Origin of the sequence: Streptomyces sp. NPDC059743, from assembly GCF_042732975.1 — a bacterium.
In the GTDB taxonomy this organism is placed as follows: Bacteria; Actinomycetota; Actinomycetes; order Streptomycetales; family Streptomycetaceae; genus Streptomyces.
Genome location: NZ_JBHWGS010000013.1, coordinates 121,217 through 138,063 on the forward strand (window position 1 = coordinate 121,217; position 16,847 = coordinate 138,063).

Consider the following 16,847-nt stretch of genomic DNA (forward strand, 5'->3'; position numbering starts at 1 on the left):
CAGGCCGGTGTCCGTCCGCTCCTCGCGTCCGCAGGACACAAGAGGCCGTCGGACGGCCCTCAGGTCGGGATGAGCGGGTGGCGGACATCTATTGATGCCCCATATGCCACTATTTGCCTGCCCGTTGGGAGTCCTCCGAGGCCGGTCTTGTGTCCTCAGTAGCGATAAGCCGTCCTCAGGACGTATCGACGGCCCGCACAGGCCCATTTCCCTTCCGCACAGCCCCACCCACCCCGCCACCCACCCAGCTCAGACACGGGACTGAACCCCGGCAAAAGGACGGTGGTCAGACGCCGAGCCGACGCGCCACCGCCCCATTCCACTGCCGCGCAGACCAACCACCGGCCTGGCGGCCGGAAAGGACCCGAGCCCACCAGGCTCCTCCCCGGGGACCCCTCCCCCGGGCCGCCCCTCCCATGCCTGTACTTGCGATGGAGGGACGGGTGTCAAGGGTGGAGCGCAGCGGAATCGGCGCAGCCGACGCGACGGAGGAGCGCCCTTGACGCCCGGCCCGCAATCGCGAAACTCAAACCTCAGGGGCGGCCCCCACGTCACACAGGACCTACCGGCCCACCACGGCTACCTCTTGGGTCTGACCCGCAGACAACAACCCCACCCTCACAGCGGTCCTGAACCCCAGCAAACGGACGGCGGCCCGACGCCAAACCCACGCGCCACCGCCCCACTCCACTCCCGCGCACACCACCCACCGGCCCGCACCCAACACCCGCCGGCCCCCACCCGGACATTGGTCCATACCAGGACCTTGACGTGGCGTGAGTTCACTTCTTAAATCACGAGCGGGCCGCATGCGTGAATACATGTCAGATACATGACAGCACGTGACCACGCAGCTCGCGCAGTTCACGCACCCCCGCACCCCCCACCGTTGGCAGAAGAAGGGATCGTCCCCGCGATGACCACGATCAGAGACAGTGGCCGCCTGAGGAATGTCGGTGTACGACTCCTCGCGCTGCTCGCCGTACTCCTCGGCCTGACTGCCGCTCCCGCCGCCCATGGCGCCGTTCAGAAGGCGAACGCCGCCGCGCCGTTCAATGTGCTGGCGTTCTACAACGGCACCTGGGACGACGCCCACATCAGCTTCGTACGGGAAGCCAACACCTGGTTCCCCCAGCAGGCCGCCGCCAACAACTTCTCGTACACGGCGACCAACAACTGGAACCAGCTCACGAACATCACCAAGGACCAGTACCAGGTGGTGCTCTTCCTCGACGACGCACCGCAGACGGCCGCCCAGCGGTCGGGCTTCGAGCGGTACATGCGCAGCGGCGGGGCCTGGATGGGCTTCCATGTGTCCGCGTTCACCACCAACGCCGGCGGCTGGTCCTGGTACTACAACGACTTCCTCGGATCCGGGAACTTCCGCTCCAACACCTGGGGCCCGACCACCGCGACGCTCAAGGTGGAGGACCGTACCCACCCCACGACCACCGGCCTGCCGACCACCTTCACCTCGTCGGTCAGCGAGTGGTACAGCTGGACCAACGACCTCAGGACCCGGTCGAACATCAAGATCCTCTCGTCGGTCGACCCGGTGAGCTTCCCGCTCGGTACGGACCCCAACCAGTCCTGGTACAGCGGCTACTACCCGATCATGTGGACCAACACCAGCTACAAGATGATCTACGCCAACTTCGGGCACAACGCCATGAACTACAGCACGGGCCAGACGCTCTCCTCCACCTTCGGCAGCGCGACCCAGAACCGTTTCGTCCTCGACAGCCTCAAGTGGCTCGGTACGGGCGAGGGCGGTAACCCGACGCCGCCGGGACCGATCAACGAGTCCGCCTGGTACGCGCTCGTGAACGCCGGCAACAACCTGTGCGTGGACGCCCGTGCCGCGGCGACCGCGAACGGCACGGCGATCCAGCAGTACACCTGCAACAGCACGCTGGCCCAGCAGTACCAGATCCGCTCCACGGACAGCGGCTTCTCCCGTATCGGACCGCGCGCCAACGCCCAGCAGGCCGTCGATGTCACCGATGTCTCGACCGCCGACAATGCTCCGATTCAGCTCTGGAACTACACCGGCGGCCTGAACCAGCAGTGGCAGGCCGTGGCGGAGACGGCAGGCCGCTACCACTTCACGGCCCGCCACAGCGGAAAGTGCCTGAGCGCCCCGGACGGCGCGACCTCCGGCACCCAGCTGATCCAGCGCCCGTGCAACGGCTCGGCGGCCCAGTCGTTCCAGCTGGTGCAGCAGCCCTGACCTTCGCGCGCCCAGGTGACGAGTCCGCAGCTCGGTAGCATGAGCCGCGGACTCGTCGCCTGCACAGCAGGACGCGGCCGGATCGCCGAGGGACGGAAGCGAGGGACATGACGATCGCCCCTGATCCTCTACGGTGCGACTCTCTCCGGTACCGGGCGATGCGCGACATCGTTGAACAGGTGCAGGACAGCGTTCCCGGCAAGCTGGAGATCACAGAGGACGGAATCGTCCACGACATGATCTCCCCCGGCGGGCCCCACGAGCTGACAGCGGCCCGCATCAGCCGACGGCTGGAGCAGGTCATGCCGGACGACCTGCTGGCCCACACGGGCACGCCCGATGTGGAAGACCCGCATGCGGGCGTGATGCGTCACCCGGACGTGATCGTGATCGCCGAGGCCGACATGGAGACCGAGGGCTCCATCGACCCGCGCACGCTCGTCGCCGCCATCGAAGTGGTGTCCCGCTCCAACCCGGACAACGACTGGGTGAGCAAGGTGCGGGACTATCCGCTGCTCGGGATTCCGGTGTACGTGATCTTCGATCCACGCACCGGCACGGGCGCGGTCCTGTCCGACATCCACCCCACCCCGGCTGGCCCCCGGTACGCGACCCGCAAGGACTTCCTGTACGGCGAGGAGATCACGATTGCCGAGTGGACGATCTCAACCGACCGCCTGCCCCGCTACTCCTAGGGCCCGTCCTTCGGAGCGGCGGCTTCGGCATCTGGAGAACGCGCGGTCCTGGGACGAGGAGAGCTTCTGGCAGCGGCACGCGGCCGAGAAGTGCGCCGTGCACAGCGCGCCGGCCGAAGACGATCCGTAACGGCGGTCCACCCCAGCCCTCAGCCCCCTCACCCCGCCCGGTAGCTCTCCCCCGGACCCAAGTACGTCGTCGGCAGGCCGCCCGTGTCGATCAGCAGGCGTTGCAGGATCACCGTCGGGTCCACCATCCAGAAGGTGAGGCGGTGGCGGCCCGCTCGGGGGAGGGTGTGGCGGGTGGGCGTGCGGTTGATGTTGTCCGAGGTGTTGCGCGCCCACTGCGGGTTCATCGTTCCGTCGTCCGCGCCCGTCGCCGCGATGATGTCGACCACCTGCGGGACCTCGTCGTCGAAGGACACCGCGTACCGCAGACCCGCGGTCGGCAGCGCCGGGTTGCGTGGTGAGACGTACGCCCAGACCGTGACCGGCCCGGAGGTCAGCAGGCTCAGCTCGTACTCCAGCCGCGGCGAGCCTCCGCCGCGCCTCGGCGTCCGGCTCGCGGCGGTGACCGGGAAAGGTGTCATGCCCGCGCCCGTACGCCCGATGCCTTCGATGCGCTGCCAGCGGACACCGTCGGCGGCGACCGCGCGGGTGGCGTGCTCCGCGTCGATCGCGACATAACCGCCCGCCTCCACAAAGCCGTTGACGCCCGCGAGGCCGTCGAGCATCCGCCGGTGGTCGACCACCGCCGTGACCGGGACCGCCGTGCCCTCCGGCCCGTACACCACGATCTCCGCCTCCGTCCGGCCACGCGGCGCCCGCGACCAGTCCACCCGCAGCGTCGCCCGTATCTGCTGACCGACCTGGCCCTGCGGGCGGTCGACGGTGATCCAGGGCACGGACGGCACGATGCGGTAGCCGAACGGGCTCAGGCCCCGGTTGAAGACCTCGATGTACTGGGCAGGGCAGGTCTGGTACGGGCTGAACTCTGGCAGCACCGCCCGGCTTCCCGCGCCCGGCCACCACTCCTCCGAGCCGTCCACCGCCACGCCCAGCCGCGCGCCTTCCGGCAGTTCGATACGCCGGACGGCGGGGAACAGTTCGTCGGGCAGGGCGACATTGTCCAGCTCGGGCTGCTGCCAGGGCGCGTTCGGACCGTACCGCTCGATGTCTCCGTACCCGATGTGCGGCTGGGTCTGGAAGCCCCGCCATTTGCCGCCCGCCACCCGGGAGTTGAAGCGCTCGGCCAGCGCGAAGTCCTCGGCGAGCCCGGCCTCGGCGGCGGTCGCACGGTCGTTGGTGGCGGCGCGGCCCTGCCGGGCGTAGAGAAGGTTGGTGAACTCGGCCTCGCGCAGCGCGTAGAGATTGGCGGTGGCCTGGACCGCGTACCCGGCCAGTTCGTACCACGCGTCCTGGTCGGCCGCCGGCAGACGCCGGGCGATCCGGTCGGCGTCCTTGGCGAGTTGCCGCCACTCCTCGGTGACCCGCTCCAGCTCGCGGTGGGCAGTGAGCGAAAACGGCGTGGCCTGGTCGTCGTAGACCACCGCCGAGGAGTCGGTGGCCGGGTCCTTCGCCGGGTCCAGGGTGATCCTGCGGTTGAGCAGTTCGGGCTTGCGGCGCGACTGGAGCCGGCCGTACGCGGCCAGTACGGAGGCGATCGCGGCGGCCTGCGCCTCACCGAAGTTCTGCCGGGCGTAGCTCCGTTCCCACTCGGGCAGGTCGGGGAGCGTCCAGCGGTCCGGGTTCCAGGCGTAGTCGAGGAAGAACTGGGTCGGCAGCTCATTGCCCTTGAGATCACCCACATTGGTGACCCAGAGACGGTTGTTGCCGTACGCGACGGCCTGGTGCAGTTGGTCCCACATGTTCGGCAGGGAGGTGGTGTCGACCCATTTGTAGTTACGGCCGAGACCGACATAGTCGAAGTGGTAGTAGAGGCCGTAGCCGCCACTGCGGGCGGGCTCGGCCGGGTCGGGATGCTTGCGGATATTGCCCCAGTTGTCGTCGGTGAGGACGACGGTGACATCGTCGGGCGCGCGCAGTCCGCGGTCCCAGTAGTGCTGGACCTCCTTGTAGAGGGTCCACACCTGCGGGACGGAGGCGAGGGCGGTACGGGAGGCTCCTGCCGTACGGGATGGCCCTTCCGTACGAGAGGCCCCCGCGACGGCCGCAGAGCCCGCGCCACCCACGGTCGCGGCAGCCCGCTCCGCGGCCCACTCCCCCAGGACCTCCGCCAGGATCTGCCGTTGCGCCGCGATGATCTCCCGCATCAGCTCGATGCCGTCGCCGTCCGGCAGGCTCGTATCGCCGTTGCCGCGCATGCCGAGCGTGACCACGCCCTCGAAGTCCTGCTCGGCCAGGCGCCGGATCCCTTCGGTCCAATAGGCCTTGATCGCCTCGGCGTTGCGGAGGAAGGACCATTCGCCGGTGCCGCCGTACGGATCGTGCCCGGGCGTGACGATCGTGCCGTCGCTGTCGCGTACGGGCGGGACGGCATGGCGGTTCCACTCCTCGATGCCCCGCATCATCGGAGCCTCATGGGACGTGCCCATGACAATCCCATATTCCTTGGCGCGGGCGTGATTGAGCGGATCGTCCTCGGCGAAGGCGCGCCCCCACACCGCGGGCCACAGATAGTTCGCCTTGAGGCGCAGCATGACCTCGAAAACCTTGGCGTAGAAGCCGGCGTTGAAACCGCCGGGGAAGCCCTCGGCCTTGCCGGGACCGAAGTAGGCCGGGGCCCAGGTGCCGAGCGCCGGGTTCTCGTCGTTGATGAAGATCCCGCGGTACTTCACGGCGGGCGTGCCCTGCGTATGGCGGCCGGGCAGGACATAGAGGGCGTCGCGGCGGACCGGCCGTACGTCGTCCCACCAGTACCAGGGCGAGACACCGATCCCGAGGGACACGTCGTACACGCCGAAGATCGTGCCGCGCTGATCACTGCCGGCCACGACGAACGCGCGGTCCACTCCCGGCAGCGGGTGCTCGACCACGGTCTGGAGCGAGGTCTCCCAGGCGCCCTCGATCCCGCTGACATCGAGCTTTCCGGCGGCGATCAGGCCGTCGACCAGCGGCGAGCGCCCGATCGTACCGATGAGGACGATCTCCCGGTGGCCCGCCGGGACACCACGCCCGCCGAGGTCCGGGCGTACTCCGGTGACACGCTCGATGTCGTCCCGCAGATCACCCACCGCCCGTACCACGCCGGGGTGGTCGTCGCCGCTGACCACGAGCGGCGCCGCGCGCCCGGACCGTACGAGCGGGAAGGCACCGGTCCTCGGCGTGAAGGAGATGTACGCACCCGGATCCGTGGGCCGTACGCCTCCTCCCGGTACAGCCGCGGCGGCAGGACCCGCCGTACCGAGACCGACCACCACCCCGGCACCGATCCCGATCCCGGTGCCGAGAACGGCTCTGCGGCTGGGCTCGCGCGGGCCGGCACTCCCCATGACACCCATGAATCTCCTCCAGTCGCCGACGCCGCTTGGTGACGTCTCCGCATACTGGTCTGCATACTGGATCGGAGAATTCCCCGAAACAATGGCCCTGCACGCTCGAAATACTTTCGAACAGTGCCACGTGGCGCCTAGGGCCTCTCGTTTGGATCTTGCCGGGCTCGTGTGCCCGCAGTGACATCAGCCGCTGCCGCGGCGGGCCGCGCCTCGCCGCGTTGTCGTCGGTCACCAGGGCTCCGCCATGGCTCCCTCCTCCGCCTTGCGATCCACGGCACCAACGCCGACATCAGCCGCTCCCGCGGCGGGCGCTCCCTGATCCAGCCAGACCCAAACGAAAAACCCTAGAGCACCCCCCGCAGATCCACCACCGCCATCTCCTCCCGCGGCTCCGCCACCAGATATCGCCGCTGGCGGCCCTCCGCGAAGAGGTCCCGGAGATATATCCCCGGGAAGTCCAGCAGGTCCTCCCGGTCGGCCAGCGCGATACGCACCCGGTACTCGGTGTCTCCGTCGCGGACCAGCACATCGCACCAGTGCGCGACAGATGACTCGACACCGATCAGGGTGACGTGCTCTTCGGCCAGTGGGTCGATCCAGGTGGCCAAGTCCTCCAGCAGCCAGGCCAGTTGCATCCAGGAGGGCGCCTCGACGGCGGGCTGCCAGTCGTACTCACGCCGTCCCGCGCGGCCCGGCACCGGAGGCGCACCGTCGGCATAGCGGGGCGGGCCGGGCGCGACACCGGTGTCGGTGAAAGCGAGCTGCCGGGAAGCAACTGTCAGCGTCGACAAGCGAAAACCGTCCGCGCCCAGTTCGAAGGCAGCCTCGGACGCGCGGCTCAAAAATGTACTGTCCGGACTGGCCACAAGCCTTCCTCCGGGATTTCCAGGACTTCTGTGCGGATCGAACCCCGTCCACTTCATGAGAGCCGGCCGTATGAACCGACATAGCGGAGATCCCTCTCGGGCGCACGGACCGCTGAAGCGAACGGCTCGTACCCACCGACGTACCGTTCTGCGCCCGAGACCGCCACCGCCTTGGCATTGGCCTTGGCCAGCGCCGTGGTGACCCAGTTCGGGCACCGGACAATCCCCACGCAGTACTGGGTGATCACGCCCTTGTCATGGCCATCCCTGAGCTTCTTCTCGTTGACCGTCAGCAGGACCTTGTACTGCTTGACCAGCCGGCACACCCCCCTGCCGCACGCGTACTTGCCCGCATAGCCCGACTCACGGTAGGACTGCCCGCCGATGTGCCGACGGTTGGGCGACTTCGCGATGTACTCCACCGCCGAGTACTTGGTGATGTTGTGCTTGTTCTTCACCTTCGTCCAGCCGAATCCCTTGTCGGACGCCGCCGTGTAGTACCCGAGCCGGAGCGCCGCCCGCCCGGGGCCGCGGTAGTCGAGTTGCTTGAGGATCTTGTAGGCCGGGTCGGCCTTGGCACCGACGGCGGTGGCAGTGGTCGAGCCGCCGGCCGTGACCAGCAGGGCACCGGCGAGCGCGGCACCGACGATCCGTGAGCGGTTCATACGGTCTGTCCCCTTCGTGCACCAGGCGCACAGGTCAGGTACGCCGCCGTCAAACTAGCTGCCACTCACTCTCCGCATCAACTCGATCACAACAAGTGTGGCCCGCCGGGCACGACAAAGGCCCCGCACCACCGTCCTCACCGGACGGAATGCGGGGCCCTCGCGGACCAGGTCGGTGAACTACTTGTTGATCTTGGTGACCTGGCCGGCGCCGACGGTCCGGCCGCCCTCACGGATGGCGAACTTGAGGCCCTCCTCCATGGCGACGGGCTGGATCAGCTCGACCGTCATGACGGTGTTGTCGCCCGGCATGACCATCTCGGTGCCCTCGGGGAGGGTCACCACGCCGGTCACGTCCGTGGTACGGAAGTAGAACTGCGGGCGGTAGTTGTTGAAGAACGGGGTGTGACGGCCACCCTCGTCCTTCGACAGGATGTAGGCCTGGGCCTCGAAGCTGGTGTGCGGCGTGACCGAACCCGGCTTGATGATGACCTGGCCGCGCTCGACGTCCTCGCGCTTGATGCCACGGAGGAGCAGACCGACGTTCTCGCCGGCCTGGCCCTCGTCGAGCAGCTTGCGGAACATCTCGATGCCGGTGACCGTGGTGGTGGTCTTCTCGGTCTTGATACCGACGATGTCGACGGTCTCGTTGACCTTGAGGACACCACGCTCGATACGGCCGGTGACGACGGTGCCACGACCGGTGATCGTGAAGACGTCCTCGATCGGCATCAGGAACGGCTTGTCGACATCGCGCTCGGGCTGCGGGATCGCCTCGTCGACGGCGGCCATCAGGTCCAGGACCGTCTGGCCCCACTCCTTGTCGCCCTCGAGCGCCTTGAGCGCCGAGACCTTGATGACCGGCAGGTCGTCGCCCGGGAACTCGTACTCGGAGAGAAGCTCACGGACCTCGAGCTCGACGAGCTCCAGGATCTCCTCGTCGTCCACCATGTCGGCCTTGTTCAGGGCGACAACGATGTACGGCACGCCGACCTGGCGGGCCAGGAGCACGTGCTCCTTGGTCTGCGGCATCGGGCCGTCGGTGGCGGCGACCACGAGAATGGCGCCGTCCATCTGCGCCGCACCCGTGATCATGTTCTTGATGTAGTCCGCGTGACCGGGGCAGTCGACGTGCGCGTAGTGACGCGACTCGGTCTGGTACTCGACATGCGCGATGGAGATGGTGATACCGCGCTGGCGCTCCTCAGGAGCCTTGTCGATCTGGTCGAAGGCCGAGGCCTCGTTCAGGTCCGGAAACGCGTCATGCAGCACCTTGGTAATGGCGGCCGTGAGGGTCGTCTTACCGTGGTCGATGTGACCGATGGTGCCGATGTTGACGTGCGGCTTAGTCCGCTCGAACTTCGCCTTCGCCACTGGGGTCCTCCTGTGGAGTGGTTCTGTACGCCTTACTCATCGGCGCCAGGTGATCTTTGCTGGGATGCCGGGGCCCGGGGCGCTCCCGCCGTGATCCGGCGGGAATGCCCCAGGGCTTCCCGGTGACAAGCCTAAAGCGTGAGCTCGGGAGAGTTACTCGCCCTTGGCCTTCGCGATGATCTCCTCGGCGACGTTCCGCGGAACCTCGGCGTAGGAGTCGAACTGCATCGAGTAGCTTGCGCGACCCGAGGTCTTGCTTCGGAGGTCTCCGACATAGCCGAACATCTCCGAGAGCGGCACCAGGCCCTTGATGACCCGGGCACCGGCCCGCTCCTCCATGGCCTGGATCTGGCCACGGCGGGAGTTGATGTCGCCGATCACATCGCCCATGTAGTCCTCGGGCGTGGTGACCTCGACGGCCATCATCGGCTCCAGGAGCACGGGGGACGCCTTGCGGGCACCCTCCTTGAACGCCTGCGAACCGGCGATCTTGAACGCCAGCTCGGAGGAGTCGACCTCGTGGTACGCACCGTCGAGCAGTGTGATACGTACGCCGGTCATCTCGTAACCGGCCAGGATGCCGAACTGCATGGCTTCCTGAGCACCCGCGTCGACCGAAGGGATGTACTCCTTCGGGATACGGCCACCGGTGACCTTGTTCACGAACTCGTACGAGGCGTCGCCGCCCTCGATCGGCTCGATCGAGATCTGCACCTTGGCGAACTGGCCGGTGCCACCGGTCTGCTTCTTGTGGGTGTAGTCCACCCGCTCGACGGCCTTGCGGATCGTCTCACGGTAAGCGACCTGCGGCTTGCCGACGTTCGCCTCGACGCGGAACTCGCGCTTCATACGGTCGACGAGGACCTCGAGGTGAAGCTCGCCCATACCGCCGATGACGGTCTGGCCGGTCTCCTCGTTGGTGTGCACCTGGAAGGAGGGGTCCTCCTCCGCGAGCCGCTGGATGGCGACACCCAGCTTCTCCTGGTCACCCTTGGACTTGGGCTCGATCGCGACCTCGATGACCGGCGCCGGGAAGTCCATGGACTCCAGGATCACCGGGTTCTTCTCGTCGCACAGCGTCTCACCGGTGGTGGTCTGCTTCAGGCCCATCACGGCGACGATGTCGCCGGCGCCCACCGCCTCGATCTCCTCACGCTTGTTCGCGTGCATACGGTAGATCTTGCCGATGCGCTCCTTGCGGCCCTTCACGGAGTTCAGCACGGCGGTGCCGGACTCCAGACGGCCGGAGTACACCCGGACGAAGGTGAGCTTGCCGAGGTGCGGGTCGCTCATGATCTTGAACGCCAGCGCCGACAGCGGCTCGTCGTCCGAAGGCCTGCGCTTGACGACCAGCTCCGCGTCCTTGATGTCATGGCCCTCGATGGCCTCGACGTCCAGAGGCGACGGCAGGTAGCGCACGACCGCGTCGAGCAGGGGCTGAACGCCCTTGTTCTTGAACGCGGTTCCGCAGAACACCGGAGTGACGGTGGTGTCGTTCGACTTGCCCGACGCGATCGTGATGCGGCGGATGGCGGCGTAGAGCTGCTCCACGGTGGGCTCGACGCCCTCCAGGTACAGCTCCATCAGCTCGTCGTCGTTCTCGGAGACGACCTCGAGCAGCTTGCCGCGCCACTCCTCGGCCGCCTCGGTGTGCGTGGCCGGGATGTCGACGACGTCGTACATCTCGCCCTTGGCGGCCTCGGCGGACCAGACGAGGGCCTTCATCGTCACGAGGTCGACGACGCCCTTGAAGTCCATCTCGGCACCGATCGGAAGCTGCATGACGATCGGGGTCGCGCCGAGGCGGTCCGAGATCATGTCGACGCAGCGGTGGAACTCCGCGCCGGTCCGGTCGAGCTTGTTGACGAAGCAGATACGGGGCACGCCGTAACGGTCGGCCTGACGCCACACCGTCTCGGACTGCGGCTCCACACCCGCGACACCGTCGAACACGGTGACGGCACCGTCGAGCACGCGGAGCGAACGCTCCACCTCGACCGTGAAGTCCACGTGGCCCGGGGTGTCAATGATGTTGATGGTGTGGTCGACGTCCTCGAGCGGCCAGTGACAGGTGGTCGCGGCGGACGTGATCGTGATGCCGCGCTCCTGCTCCTGCTCCATCCAGTCCATCGTGGCAGCGCCGTCGTGGACCTCACCGATCTTGTAGCTCACACCGGTGTAGAACAGGATGCGCTCTGTGGTCGTCGTCTTGCCCGCGTCGATGTGGGCCATGATCCCGATATTGCGGACCTTGGCCAGGTCAAGCGAAGTGGTGGCCATGAGGCTCAATCTTCTCTCGGTCTCGATGGGGGTAGCGACTACCAGCGGTAGTGCGCGAAGGCCTTGTTGGACTCGGCCATCTTGTGCGTGTCCTCACGCTTCTTGACCGAGGCGCCCAGACCGTTGGAGGCGTCGAGCAGCTCGTTCATGAGGCGTTCGGTCATGGTCTTCTCGCGACGGGCGCGGGAGTAACCCACGACCCAGCGGAGTGCGAGGGTGGCGGCGCGACCGGGCTTGACCTCGATCGGCACCTGGTAGGTGGCACCACCGACACGGCGGGACTTGACCTCAAGCGTGGGCTTGACGTTCTCAAGCGCGCGCTTCAGCGTGATGACCGGGTCGTTCCCGGTCTTCTCGCGGAGACCTTCCATGGCGCCGTACACGATCCGCTCGGCGGTGGAACGCTTGCCGTTGAGCAGGATCTTGTTGATCAGCGAGGTGACAAGAGGAGAACCGTAGACCGGGTCGATGATGACCGGGCGCTTCGGGGCAGGGCCCTTACGAGGCATTCTTACTTCTCCTTCTTGGCGCCGTAGCGGCTGCGGGCCTGCTTGCGGTTCTTGACACCCTGGGTGTCGAGGGAGCCGCGGATGATCTTGTAACGAACACCAGGCAGGTCCTTCACACGGCCACCTCGCACGAGCACGATGGAGTGCTCCTGGAGGTTGTGTCCCTCACCCGGGATGTAGGCCGTGACCTCGATACCGGAGGTCAGACGCACACGCGCGACCTTCCGGAGGGCCGAGTTCGGCTTCTTCGGGGTGGTCGTGAACACACGCGTGCAGACGCCGCGGCGCTGCGGGGAACCCTCGAGCGCGGGCGTCTTGTTCTTCTCGACCTTGTCCTGCCGGCCCTTCCGGACCAGCTGCTGGATCGTAGGCACTACTTCTCCGGTTTCTGTGTGCCGTTAGTACAACTAACCTGGAACGACTCCGACCCACGCGGTCGGGTGTGTCGAATGCTGCATGACCCCGCCGTAGGCGAAGAAGGCGCAGATTACGGTGGCCGATACTCGAACTCGCCATGCGGCTGAAGACACGCACAGGAGCCCAGGCACACCCCAGGCACAAGGTCTGAGCGTACCTACCTCATCGACTCCGGTCAAAACAAATGCCCTGGGCCGGACACGCCGTACGGCAGAGGGAAAGGCGCCACGCCGGGATTCCCGCTTTCCCAGGGTAAACCGGCCGTTCTTCCTGCATGTACCCGTCACCTTCAGTAGCTTGTCCTGTTCATCAGGACGATCGGGGGAGCCCATGTCTGTATCGGAATTACCGGGTGACGCGGGGCTGGACGACCGCGTTCCGTTTCTGGCCCGGCTGGAGCGTGAGGACCGGGCGGCGCTGCTGGCGCTGGGCCGCGCCCTCCGCTTCGTCCCCCGTACGCCTCTTATCCACCAGCACGAACCGTCCACCCATGTGCTGCTGATCCTGCACGGCTGGACGAAGGTGACGGCATCGGCCGCCAACGGGTACGAGGCGCTGCTCGCCCTGCGCGGTCCCGGCGACATCGTCGGCGAGTCCGCGGCGCTCACCGGCCGGGTACGGGCGGCCACCGTGACCGCGCTGGAACCGGTGGAGGCGGTCGCCGTCGAGCACGACCGGTTCCGGGAATACCTCGCCCGTTCACCGCAGGTTTCGCTGAAATTACTCGGACTCACCGCCGACCGCACCAGAGCGGCGGACCGGCGGCGGCTGGAATTCGGCTCGATGAGCGTACGGGAGCGCTTCGCCGTACTGCTGCTCGATCTGGCGCGCACGCACGGGCGGCGCACGGAGGAGGGCATCGAACTCTCCGTACCGCTCAGCAAACAGGAACTGGCCGGGTCGGTCGGCGCCTCGCGAGAGATGGTGCAGCGGCTGCTCAAGGACTTACGGGACCGGCAGGCGGTCGTCACGGGCCGGCGGACGATGCTGATCCTGCGGCCGGAGGTGCTCCGGCAGATCGCACGCTCGGGACCGGACGCGCCGTAGCCGTCCGTACCGTCTGCGCCACCTACGCCACTTACGCCACTTACGCCACCTACGGTCACTCTGTGCGAGCGCGGGCATCGCGCGGGTGACTCTGTGCATACGGTCACACTTCCAGTGCGTCATCCGCCCTCACCACAGGGAGCGCTCCGGCACCACGCTGCTGCACCACGGCATCCCACCGAGAGGCGCAGCATGACCGACCCTGTGAGCCGCACGATTCTGCTGCTCGACATCGAGAAGTACAGCGACCGCGACGATGTGGAGCAGACCTATCTGCGCCGCATGCTCTACGACATCGCGGACCGCGCCCTGGAGACGGCCGGTATCGACGAGCCGCAGCGGTGGCGTGCGGACCGCGGCGACGCCGTGATGGAACTGATCGACGCGAACGCCTCGGTCGCCAGGCTGCTCCGGGCCCTGCTGACCGAGGTGCCCGCGCAGTTGAGGGCGACCAACAGGATGGCGTCCAGCTCCGCCCAGATCCGGCTGCGGGCGGTCCTCGCGACCGGCTATGTGGCGATCGACGGGCACGGCGGATGGGTCGGCTCCGACCTCAACCACGCGTGCCGGCTGCTCGACGCCGAACTGCTGCGGGAGGCGCTGCGCGAGCGGTCCGACGACTTCGTCCTCTGTGTCTCCGAGCCGGTGCACGCCGGGATCGTGCGCCATGAGTACGCCGGTATTCCGGCGAGCGACTTCCATCCCGTCACGGTCGGCAGCAAGAACGGGCCGCTGCCGGCCTGGCTGCACGGTCCGGTGCCGAAGGGGGCGGCCACCGGGTCGGGGACCGGCGGCCACGGGGTGGAAGGGGGGAGACCGGCGCCGGCTTCCACCGAGGGCGGCAGGGCTGGTGACGGGAGCGACGGCGGTACGGCGACCACCGCTCCGAGCGCGGTCGCGCCGCCCGTCAGCCCTGCGCCCGTGAGCCCTGCGCCCGCAGGCCCTGCGCCCGGCCCGCAGTTCTTCGGCGGTTCGCCGTCCTTCGGCGGCAGTCTGGTCATGGGCGACCAGACCGGTGTCTCGGGAGGCTGGGTCGGCGGCGATGTCGTCATGGGCGGAAGCACGGGCCCGGCCACCGACGCCGAGCGAGGTGAGCGGTCATGATCCCGCAGGCCCCGCCCGCAGGCCCGGTCCCGCCTCCCGCCGCCTCGGCGGACCAGCAGTCGCCGCACCAGCCACAGCCTCAGCCGCCCGAGGACGGCGAGCGGCCCGAGGAGGAGCACGCGCAGGAGGCGCGCGCCGCCCAGCGTGAACTCTTCGCCCACGCGCCGGAGTTCATGCTCCGCTCCACCGCGTTCGGCGGCTCCTATGTCGCGGGCGCCCAGCACGGCGTCTCCGGCGGGCAGGTCGGCCGTGACGTGATCATGGGCAGCAAGACCGAGATCCACCATCACGGCCCGTCGTGGCTCGGTCCCGAAAACCCTTCCGGAGAGATCTCCCGCGCCGAACTCGACCGTCTCGCCGAGGTGTTCGTCGAAGGCGACAAGGAGTTCTTCGAGGCGGCCCTGCGCCGGCTCCGTACCGAGCGGGTTCTCGTCCTGTCGGGCGCGCACTCGACCGGCCGCCGCGCCGCCGCCTGGATGCTGCTGTACCGGCTGGGCGTCATGACCGTACGCGACCTGGATCCCGAGACGCATCCGAAGTCGCTCGCCACCGGGCTCGCCGACGCCGGAGGCCATGTGCTCTGCGATCTCTCGCTGTCCCGAAACAGGCCGCTGCGCGACATCCACGTACGTGCCGTACGCGAGCAGCTCGTCAAGCGCGACAGCTATCTGGTGATCACCGTACGGGACCGGTCGTATGTCCACGCCGTCACCACCTGCGCCTGGCAGGCGCCGGCCTCGGCCGAGGTCCTGCGGGCCCATCTCACCCGACGCATCGCCGCGGCCGGCGACACCACCAGCACCACCGGCGCCGCCCACACCACCGCTTCCGACGAGGTGGAGCGGCTGCTCGGCCTCCCGCCCGTACGGGACTTCCTCGCCCAGGGCCATCAGCGGCTCGCCGAGGTAGCCGCCTTCGCCGCGGATCTCGCCGCGTACGACGGCAGCGAGCAGGCCCGCGAGGCCCTGGCCGGATTCAGCCGGGCCACCGTGGAGCAGCAGTGCCGTGAATGGCTCACCGACACCGATCTCTCCCTCCGGGACAAGGCGTTCCTGATCTCGCTGGCCGTGTTCGACCGGGCGCCCTATGTCCTCGCCGCCGAGCTGGGCGATCTGCTCTTCGTACGGTTCCAGCAGCTCAACCATCCCGAGGAGCCCGCCGAGATCCCGGTCTTCGGCCCTTCCGTCGGCGACCGGCTGCATCTGGCGCGGGCCCGTGGCGAGCAGCGCGACGAGCAGACGGAGTGGGGCCAAGTGCCTCAGTACATGGCCGAATTCCGGGAGAGCCGCACCGCGCGGACTCTGCTCAGCGATGTCTGGACCGCCCATCCGTCCGCCCGGCCGGCCCTGGTGGAGTGGCTCAAGGATCTCGCCCGCGACGGCCGGCCCTTGGTACGGACCCGGGCCGCCGCCACGACCGCGCTGCTCGCGGAGGCGGATCTGCCGTCCACCGTCGCGCTGCTGATCGACGGCTGGGCCACCTCGCGAGGTCTCGGCGCCCGGCTGATGGCGGCGAACGCCCTGACGCTGGCCCATCTCACCGGAGCGCCCGCCGTGCCCAGGCTGCTGAGCCAGTGGTGCGCGGACGCACACGGCGCCCGCCGCTGGACGGCCATCCGCGCCTTCGCGCTGCTCGCTCCGGTCAGTCCCGAACTGGTGGGGCCCGCCCTCGACGCGCTGGCCGCGCGGGCCGCCGACGAGGAGAGCGGCGAGGCGGAGACGGAGCATCTCTTCCGGTCCACGACGCTGCTGCTGTCCGCGGGCCGCCGCGCCGACATGCTCTCCGAGCTGGTACGGCTCGTCCAGCGGGACTCCCCCGCCGTCCGGACCCTCGCGCTCACCGCGTTCACCCGCTCCTGCGCCACGGTCGACGAGGACAGCCTCCTGGAGTGGTACGCCGACAACGGCGCCGCCGAACCGGACGGACGGCGTGATCTCGCCACGCTCTGGCGTACCGCCCTGGGCGATCTCTCGCACACCAGGGACGCGCTGGAGTCGCTGCGGGCCTGGGTGCGCGCGGCGGACCGGCGCCCGGATGTGGAGAGCGCGCTCGCCGCGCTGCTGCCGGAGCTGATCCGTACCGCGGCCGATCAGCAGCGGCTCAGCCATCTGCTGCGCACGCTGCGCGGTGCGGACGGCGGGCCGCCGCCGGGAGCCGCCGCGCATCTGCTGGCCGTACTCACCTGACCGTACTCGCACCAAGGAG

General features: G+C 68.3%; 12 protein-coding genes. 5 read left to right on the forward strand and 7 right to left on the reverse strand.

The genetic code is table 11. From position 1 onward, the window contains the following. The first annotated feature begins 916 nt into the window (after positions 1–916). Together ACFV6H_RS23580 and ACFV6H_RS23585 are read left to right on the forward strand one after the other, a co-directional pair. On the forward strand, positions 917–2,230 hold the full coding sequence (locus ACFV6H_RS23580; protein ID WP_385545315.1) for a ThuA domain-containing protein: 1,314 nt from the start codon (positions 917–919) through the stop codon (positions 2,228–2,230). A 107-nt stretch (positions 2,231–2,337) separates the two neighbouring features. Beyond that, a complete protein-coding gene (locus ACFV6H_RS23585) occupies positions 2,338–2,925 on the forward strand; it encodes a Uma2 family endonuclease (RefSeq protein WP_385545319.1) in 588 nt (195 codons plus the stop codon). Between the two features lie 158 nt (positions 2,926–3,083). Here the strand turns inward: ACFV6H_RS23585 and ACFV6H_RS23590 are convergent, their stop codons facing one another. The 7 genes from ACFV6H_RS23590 to rpsL form a co-directional block, all read right to left on the reverse strand. Next, on the reverse strand, positions 3,084–6,377 hold the full coding sequence (locus ACFV6H_RS23590) for a glycosyl hydrolase 115 family protein (RefSeq protein WP_385545322.1): 3,294 nt from the start codon (positions 6,375–6,377) through the stop codon (positions 3,084–3,086). A 347-nt stretch (positions 6,378–6,724) separates the two neighbouring features. Continuing rightward, a complete protein-coding gene (locus tag ACFV6H_RS23595; RefSeq protein WP_385545325.1) occupies positions 6,725–7,222 on the reverse strand; it encodes a hypothetical protein in 498 nt (165 codons plus the stop codon). Between the two features lie 77 nt (positions 7,223–7,299). After that, positions 7,300–7,911 carry a hypothetical protein gene (locus ACFV6H_RS23600; protein ID WP_384987948.1) on the reverse strand — a complete coding sequence of 204 codons (612 nt, stop codon included), beginning with the start codon at positions 7,909–7,911 and terminating at the stop codon, positions 7,300–7,302. A gap of 180 nt (positions 7,912–8,091) precedes the next feature. Then, a complete protein-coding gene (gene tuf / locus ACFV6H_RS23605) occupies positions 8,092–9,285 on the reverse strand; it encodes an elongation factor Tu (protein ID WP_384987946.1) in 1,194 nt (397 codons plus the stop codon). A gap of 153 nt (positions 9,286–9,438) precedes the next feature. Then, entirely contained in the window at positions 9,439–11,565 is a 2,127-nt protein-coding gene (gene fusA, locus ACFV6H_RS23610; RefSeq protein WP_093589345.1) for an elongation factor G, read from the reverse strand. Positions 11,566–11,603: 38 nt separating this feature from the next. Beyond that, positions 11,604–12,074, reverse strand: coding sequence for a 30S ribosomal protein S7 (rpsG, locus tag ACFV6H_RS23615; protein ID WP_030742163.1), 471 nt, complete (start codon positions 12,072–12,074; stop codon positions 11,604–11,606). A 2-nt stretch (positions 12,075–12,076) separates the two neighbouring features. Continuing rightward, on the reverse strand, positions 12,077–12,448 hold the full coding sequence (rpsL, locus tag ACFV6H_RS23620; RefSeq protein WP_003948652.1) for a 30S ribosomal protein S12: 372 nt from the start codon (positions 12,446–12,448) through the stop codon (positions 12,077–12,079). Positions 12,449–12,821: 373 nt separating this feature from the next. On the opposite strand from rpsL, the gene ACFV6H_RS23625 reads away from it, so the two are divergent. The 3 genes from ACFV6H_RS23625 to ACFV6H_RS23635 all read left to right on the forward strand — a co-directional run bounded on the left by ACFV6H_RS23625 (position 12,822) and on the right by ACFV6H_RS23635 (position 16,828). Beyond that, the gene (locus ACFV6H_RS23625) at positions 12,822–13,538 is read left to right on the forward strand and encodes a Crp/Fnr family transcriptional regulator (RefSeq protein ID WP_385545331.1); all 717 of its coding nucleotides are present in this window, start codon (positions 12,822–12,824) and stop codon (positions 13,536–13,538) included. A gap of 192 nt (positions 13,539–13,730) precedes the next feature. After that, complete coding sequence (locus ACFV6H_RS23630; protein WP_385545334.1) at positions 13,731–14,642, forward strand: hypothetical protein; 912 nt, start codon at positions 13,731–13,733, stop codon at positions 14,640–14,642. Continuing rightward, a complete protein-coding gene (locus ACFV6H_RS23635; RefSeq protein WP_385545337.1) occupies positions 14,639–16,828 on the forward strand; it encodes a hypothetical protein in 2,190 nt (729 codons plus the stop codon). Before ACFV6H_RS23630 ends, ACFV6H_RS23635 begins: the two co-directional genes overlap by 4 nt. The last annotated feature ends 19 nt before the right edge of the window (positions 16,829–16,847 follow it).

Excerpts from the sequence above, each read along its gene's own strand:
- ACFV6H_RS23625 (WP_385545331.1), top strand. The coding sequence starts at position 12,822 with ATGTCTGTATCGGAATTACCGGGTGACGCGGGGCTGGACGACCGCGTT.
- ACFV6H_RS23585 (WP_385545319.1), top strand. The coding sequence starts at position 2,338 with ATGACGATCGCCCCTGATCCTCTACGGTGCGACTCTCTCCGGTACCGG.
- ACFV6H_RS23580 (WP_385545315.1), top strand. The coding sequence starts at position 917 with ATGACCACGATCAGAGACAGTGGCCGCCTGAGGAATGTCGGTGTACGA.
- ACFV6H_RS23600 (WP_384987948.1), bottom strand. The coding sequence starts at position 7,911 with ATGAACCGCTCACGGATCGTCGGTGCCGCGCTCGCCGGTGCCCTGCTG.
- ACFV6H_RS23630 (WP_385545334.1), top strand. The coding sequence starts at position 13,731 with ATGACCGACCCTGTGAGCCGCACGATTCTGCTGCTCGACATCGAGAAG.
- fusA (WP_093589345.1), bottom strand. The coding sequence starts at position 11,565 with ATGGCCACCACTTCGCTTGACCTGGCCAAGGTCCGCAATATCGGGATC.
- rpsG (WP_030742163.1), bottom strand. The coding sequence starts at position 12,074 with ATGCCTCGTAAGGGCCCTGCCCCGAAGCGCCCGGTCATCATCGACCCG.
- ACFV6H_RS23635 (WP_385545337.1), top strand. The coding sequence starts at position 14,639 with ATGATCCCGCAGGCCCCGCCCGCAGGCCCGGTCCCGCCTCCCGCCGCC.
- ACFV6H_RS23590 (WP_385545322.1), bottom strand. The coding sequence starts at position 6,377 with ATGGGGAGTGCCGGCCCGCGCGAGCCCAGCCGCAGAGCCGTTCTCGGC.